This window comes from Porphyromonas sp. CAG:1061 (assembly GCF_000435035.1).
Lineage (GTDB): Bacteria > Bacteroidota > Bacteroidia > Bacteroidales > Porphyromonadaceae > Porphyromonas_A > Porphyromonas_A somerae.
Window position 1 is genome coordinate 1 of sequence record NZ_HF988849.1, and the last position, 6285, is coordinate 6285.

Consider the following 6285-nt stretch of genomic DNA (forward strand, 5'->3'; position numbering starts at 1 on the left):
AGGAGATCCGTGTGGCCCTACTCACGATCCATGAGCCACTCAGCAAGGTCGCTACCTTCATCACCAAGGAGGGCATCAAGAACGGACTGAAGCAGCTTGAGAGGACACTACAGCAAGACTTTGGCATTGAAAAGCCTAGGATCGCTGTGATGGGGCTCAACCCTCATGCTGGGGAAAATGGGCTCCTCGGGCTGGAGGAGGTGGAGGTGATTACTCCAGCTGTGGAGGAGGCGTGGCAAGAGGGGATACAGGCGTTTGGTCCTTTTGCTGCAGATGGCTTCTGGGGCAGTGGGCACTACCGTAAGTTTGATGCGGTACTCTCGATGTATCACGATCAGGGGCTTCTGCCTTTTAAGCTTCTAGCGATGGATGAAGGAGTGAATATCACTACGGGTCTGCCAATTATCCGCACTTCGCCCGACCACGGTACCGCCTTTGATATTTGTGGTAAGGGGGTGGCGAATGAGGCTTCTTTCCGCAATGCCATTTATAGAGCGATTGATATTTATAGGAATAGAATGCGGTATCAAGAGGCTACAGCCAACCCTCTACAGAAGAAGTATGTGGAGAGGGGTAAGGACAATGTGCGCCTAGACCTCTCTAAGAGTGACGACGAACTATAAATAAAAGCTTAGGGGCGTGACGAGAATTAGGGCATCAAGGAGTGGGCATTCTAAAGCGGCTTCACCGATCCTCAGTGTGGAGGATCTAAGAGATGAGGTGCACCCTTTCTTCGGAAGTAAGATAGGGCGACTTACTGGAGTAGGGCTGATGAAGGCACTTCGGGTATCTGAACTCAATGAGGTGCACTCCGACTATACGCACCTGAGGGGAACGGAGCTAACAACCGCTGTGCTCCAAGACCCGAGGGTGAATGTCTCTTACACGATTCACGGCGGGGAGCACCTTAAGGCACTTAAAGAGATGGGGGCTTTCTTCACCGTCTCCAACCACCCTTTTGGGGGATTGGACGGGCTAATATTACTGGATATTATGCTACGAGAGCGGGAGGACTTTATGGTGCTGGTGAATGGGATGCTGAATAAGATTTCGGCTCTCAGTGAGTATTGGATACCGGTAAAACCGATCATGAAAGACCGTGAGCACGACCCACAAAAGAATATCTCCGGACTACGACTGGTGGCGGATAGAGTGCAGGGTGGACACCCTGTGGGAATGTTTCCGGCGGGAGGATTGCCTCACTACCAAAAGCGGTATGGACAGCCTATGGAGATACCGTGGAAGCTCAATAATGTCCGAATCATGAAGCGGGCGGGTATTCCGGTTCTCCCCATTATGTTTGAGGGGAACAACTCTCGCCGATACTACCGCTTTGGTGAGCGGTGGGGGTATGATACTGCTTCAATACTGATCCCAAGGGAGTTATTTAATAAGAAGGGAGAGGAAATAGAGGTCTACATTGGTGCCCCTATTATGCCCGATGAGCTATCGCGCCATAAAGATTTGAGTGAAAGTAGAGACTACCTGATGAGGCAGTGCCTGGGTATTCTACCATCGTACAAAGGGCGTCTCGATTATTTACAGAATCATTGAACCATTATGAGCCGAAAGTGGTATAAACAGAAGGATCTGCTCTACTACATCGCCATCCTTATCGCAGGGGTGATCGTAGTAGGCATACTGTCACGACTACCCGACCCTCACGCTGAGCCTACTGGCAAGGTCTCACTTGGGGAGGCCTTTGGGATATTTACCGATATCCTACATGGGCATGTGACCTCTATCTTTGGGCTACTGCTCTTGCAGGTGATTGTGATCTTGATATTCGCCCGCTTTGTGGCGTGGCTCTTTACCAAGATGGGGCAGCCCTCGGTGATTGGCGAGATATTGGCGGGTATCATCTTGGGTCCCTCGGTAGTGGGATGGCTATGGCCGGAGGGTTTCAACTTTCTGTTTCCACAAGAGAGTCTGCACAACATCTCATTGCTGAGTCAGTTTGGTCTGATCCTCTTTATGTTTGTGATAGGGATGGAGCTCAATCTGGAGGAGATCAAAAAGCAACTCCGGCAGAGCTTTGTGATTGCCCACTCGGGGATTGTGGCACCTTTTATACTGGGTGCTATCTTGGCGGTATTTCTCTATGAGGAGTATAGCGGTGCCGATGCCACGGTGCTTACCTTTGCCCTCTTCGTAGGTATCACCCTGAGTGTGACCGCTTTCCCTGTGCTGGCAAGGATTATCCAAGAGCAGGGTAAGATGCAATCTCGCCTAGGGATCCTCTCTATGGCGAGTGCGGCGAATGGCGATATTACGGCGTGGTGCCTACTAGCGGTAATCATGGCAATTGCACAGGCTGGGTCGGCACTTAGTGCCCTCTTTACCATCCTCTTTGCAGGGGTCTATATGGCGATTATGTTTGGGGTGGTTCGCCCGCTTTTCGCTATGATTGGAGCTACCTATCAGACGAAGGAGGTGGCGGGAAAGGGAGTGGTAGCACTCTCCTTTACCCTTCTACTTATCTCGGCCTACGTGACGGAGGTACTGGGGCTACACGCCCTTTTCGGGGCTTTTATTGCGGGAGTGGTGATGCCCGACAACCTCAACTTCCGGCATATGCTCACGGAGAAGATTGAGGATGTTGCCTTGGCGATATTCCTGCCTCTATTCTTTGTATCAAGTGGGCTCTCTACGGAGATTGGTTTGCTCAATACCTCCACCCACTGGTGGATTACGGGTCTGATAACCCTCGTGGCAATTTTTGGCAAGATTGGCGGCACCTACTCCGCCTGTAGGGTGGTGGGCGAGACGCCACACGATAGCCTTTATATGGGTATTTTGATGAATACACGTGGGCTGATGGAGCTGGTGATTCTCTCTATGGGACTAGAGCTGGGTATCCTTTCGCCAGTTATCTATGCGATGCTGGTGATTATGACCTTGGTCACCACCTTTATGACCACCCCTGTGATCAATTTAACCAACAAAATATGGGTCAAGCGTGCCACAAGAGCCGATCACCAGCACTTCCATATTCTCTTCTCTTTTGCGAGAAGTAAGATGGGGCTGACGATGCTCCATATCGTGGAGAGCCTATTTGCCAAGCCAGAGGAGTCTGTGGAATTGGTCGGTCTGCACCTCACCGTGGGAAGCGACACGAGCAAGAGCGATGCCGAGCTATATCGGAGCCAAAACTTCGCCCCTATTCAGTCGCATGCCGATGCATCGGGATACGGGGTGGAAGAGTATTATGAGGTGACGGATGACCCGCTTCACTCTATCGCCAAGGCGACGAGGGTAAAGGGAGCCGACCTACTACTGGTGGGTGCTGGACTAGAGCTTTCTGCCAACCCCGAGGATAAGGCGATGCGGGAGCGGCACCTCAAGTTTGGTCGTAGCTTTTCAAAAATCTTCTCTCAGACCATCAACTTCTTTAATCTCCACAATCTATTTGAGGACCATACAGAGGACTTCGTGAGGATCCCTCACTGTGCCATCGGTGTGGTAATAGATCGTGGTCTGGAGCAACAGGCAAAGCAGATTGCCATTCTTTCGGATCAAAAAGAGGAGGGCTTTAGGAGTTTGGTAGAGACTATTACTCAAACGACCGAGGCAACTATTAAGCAGTACCAAGCTGGGCAGGCAGAGTTGGAGGAGATCAAGTCCTCTTGCGACCTTCTACTGATGCCTTACCACCTATGGCAAGAGCTACGCACTGAGGACCCTGAGATTATCCACAAAATCCCAACCACCCTACTTTTGCAAGCGAATAAGAAATGAAATATCTACTCATAGCTAATCCTATTTCTGGTCCTAAGAAGGGCCAAACCTCTATCCACCAAAAAGCATTGGAGCGGATAGAGAATGCAGGACATTCCGCCAGTTTACTCACTACGGAGTATGAAGGACATGGTTACGAACTGGCACTTGAGGCTCTGGATAGCGACTACGATGTGATTGTGGCAATAGGCGGAGACGGCACTGTGAATGAGGTAGCACGTGCCTTGACTCATTCGGATAAGGTGCTCGGTATCATCCCTAATGGGAGTGGCAACGGATTGGCACGTGAGCTACAAATCCCTTTGGACACCAGTGAAGCAACGAAGGTGTTGCTTGAGAATAATGTGATGACGATGGATACCTGCACCGCCAATGGAGAGCCTTTTTTCGTTACCTGTGGCATCGGCTTCGACGGGAAGATATCTAAGGAGTTTGCCAAAAGCGACGCTAGAGGGCTTACCACTTACGCTAAGGAAGCGGTAAGCGAGTACTTCAACTACCACCCCAATGACTACCACCTGCTCATCGATGGTAAGGAGGTGACAGCAACCGCCTTTCTTATTGCTATTGGCAACGCCTCTCAGTATGGCAATAATGCCTATATTGCACCCAATGCTAGCCTAACGGATGGAGTACTGGACCTCACAATCCTCAAGCCCTTCCCTCATATTGAGGCAACTAAAATAGCTATGCAGTTATTTACCAAGGGGATTGATAGGAATGAGTACGCCGCCCTCTACAAAGGCAAGCATATCCTCATTGAGACACCCAATAGGGTCAATTACCACATTGATGGAGAGCCGAAGCACAAGACCGACCGACTAGAGATCGAGGTCTGTCCCGCTTCTCTTCAGGTGGTCAGTAGGAAGGAGGAGAGCTACAATAAGTCTATGCTCGACCTGCTACACCAAGCGGCGAGCGGTTTTCATGGATGGACAGCAGATATCAAAGAGCGATTTAAGTAAGTATGGAAATCAATAAAGCACAATTTATCACCAGTAGTAGCAAGCTAAGTGAATGCCCCAAGGAAGGAATACCCGAGATAGCTTTTATCGGGCGCTCCAACGTGGGGAAGTCTTCGCTCATCAACCTACTCACGGGGGTGAAAGGCCTAGCCAAAACCTCCCAAACACCTGGTAAGACGCAGCTCATCAACCACTTTTTGGTCAATGACTCCTTTTATATTGTCGACCTTCCTGGCTACGGTTATGCTCGGGTGGGCAAGGACCAGAGGAGTGGCTTCAAAAAGATGATAGAGGATTATATCCATCAGCGAGAGGAGATGGTCAATCTCTTTGTACTGGTGGATATCCGCCATAAACCGATGAAGATAGATGTCGACTTCATTAATGAGATGGGCGAGACGGGCGTTCCTTTCTCTATTGTCTTCACGAAGGCCGATAAACTCTCTAAGTCGGCTGCGAAGATGAGCCTCATGGCCTATCAAGAGGAGCTACTCAAGAGTTGGGAGGAGCTTCCCCCTCTATTTGTCACCTCTTCGGAGAGTGGTGAGGGGCGGGAGCAGCTGCTGGAGTATATTGAGCAAATTCTCTGACCCACTATATATTTGGTACCTTTGTAACCTTAGGAAGAGCTCTATGGAATTGATGCAAATAATAGAATTGGTAGCAGCCACCATTGGCATCCTCTATGTATGGCTAGAGATGAAGGCGAGTGTCTGGCTCTGGCCAGTCGGCATCGTGCTACCCCTCTTCTACATCTATATCTCATGGCAAAGTGAGGTGTACGGCAATGTGCTGGTCAATATCTACTACATCATCGCCTGTGTCTGGGGCTGGCGTGAGTGGCTCAAGCACCGCAAAGATGGAGAAACGAAGGAACTCCCCATCTCCCATCTACCCGAGCGGCATCTCTGGACTTTAGGCCTAGTAGCCTTGCTTTTTCTGGGGTTATGGCCTCTATTTGAGTACTATATGGGGAGCCCTTTTCCCGCTTTTGATGCCGCCGCTACCGCCATCAGCTTCTATGGCATGTGGCTTTTGGGAAAGAAGTATATTGAGAGCTGGTATTGCTGGATCTCGTCGAATGCGATCTATTGTACCCTTTACTTTCTACAATCTTACACGATCACCGGCTTATTCTTTACCCTCTACACCGTGATTTCGGTGGTGGGGTATTTTAATTGGCGTAAACTACTAAAGCTTCAGCACGATGCAAATCAACCTCAATAGTCCATACACACCCGAAGTCGTCGTAGTGGCAAATGGCGACCTTCACCATGATGAGGAGACGCTAAGGCTCTTGCAAGTAGCCCCTCACGTAGTGGTCTGTGACGGTGCTCTCCGACGCTATTTAGAGCTCACTACTCGCAAGCCCGATGCCGTGGTAGGTGACGGAGACTCAGTGAATGAAGAGGAGCTGAAGCGGGCGGGCGTACCCTTTACCAAGATCGCCGATCAAGAGACCAACGACCTCACCAAGGGCGTCACTTTTGCCATAGATAAGGGGTGGAAAAAGATCGCCATTATCGGAGCTACAGGTCGGCGAGAGGATCACTCTGTGGGCAATATTTTTCTACTCCCCGAG

At 50.2% G+C, this 6285-nt stretch carries 7 protein-coding genes; all 7 read left to right on the forward strand.

Going from position 1 to position 6285, the window contains the following annotated elements:
- The coding region (locus tag QVO39_RS00995; RefSeq protein WP_288171337.1) for a PdxA family dehydrogenase at positions 1-623 on the forward strand (623 nt) is incomplete at its 5' end.
- Positions 624-639: 16 nt separating this feature from the next.
- Positions 640-1554, forward strand: coding sequence for a 1-acyl-sn-glycerol-3-phosphate acyltransferase (locus QVO39_RS01000; RefSeq protein WP_021902636.1), 915 nt, complete (start codon positions 640-642; stop codon positions 1552-1554).
- A gap of 6 nt (positions 1555-1560) precedes the next feature.
- Positions 1561-3738, forward strand: a complete 2178-nt coding sequence (locus tag QVO39_RS01005; protein WP_021902637.1) for a cation:proton antiporter — start codon at positions 1561-1563, stop codon at positions 3736-3738.
- Complete coding sequence (locus tag QVO39_RS01010) at positions 3735-4703, forward strand: diacylglycerol/lipid kinase family protein (RefSeq protein ID WP_021902638.1); 969 nt, start codon at positions 3735-3737, stop codon at positions 4701-4703. The genes QVO39_RS01005 and QVO39_RS01010 overlap by 4 nt, the downstream gene beginning before the upstream one ends.
- Before the next feature lie 2 nt (positions 4704-4705).
- Positions 4706-5293, forward strand: a complete 588-nt coding sequence (yihA, locus tag QVO39_RS01015) for a ribosome biogenesis GTP-binding protein YihA/YsxC (RefSeq protein ID WP_021902639.1) — start codon at positions 4706-4708, stop codon at positions 5291-5293.
- A gap of 43 nt (positions 5294-5336) precedes the next feature.
- Positions 5337-5930 carry a nicotinamide riboside transporter PnuC gene (gene pnuC, locus QVO39_RS01020; protein WP_021902640.1) on the forward strand — a complete coding sequence of 198 codons (594 nt, stop codon included), beginning with the start codon at positions 5337-5339 and terminating at the stop codon, positions 5928-5930.
- Positions 5911-6285 (forward strand): thiamine diphosphokinase (locus QVO39_RS01025; protein WP_288171345.1); only part of this gene is annotated, 375 nt, incomplete at its 3' end. The genes pnuC and QVO39_RS01025, both read left to right, overlap by 20 nt.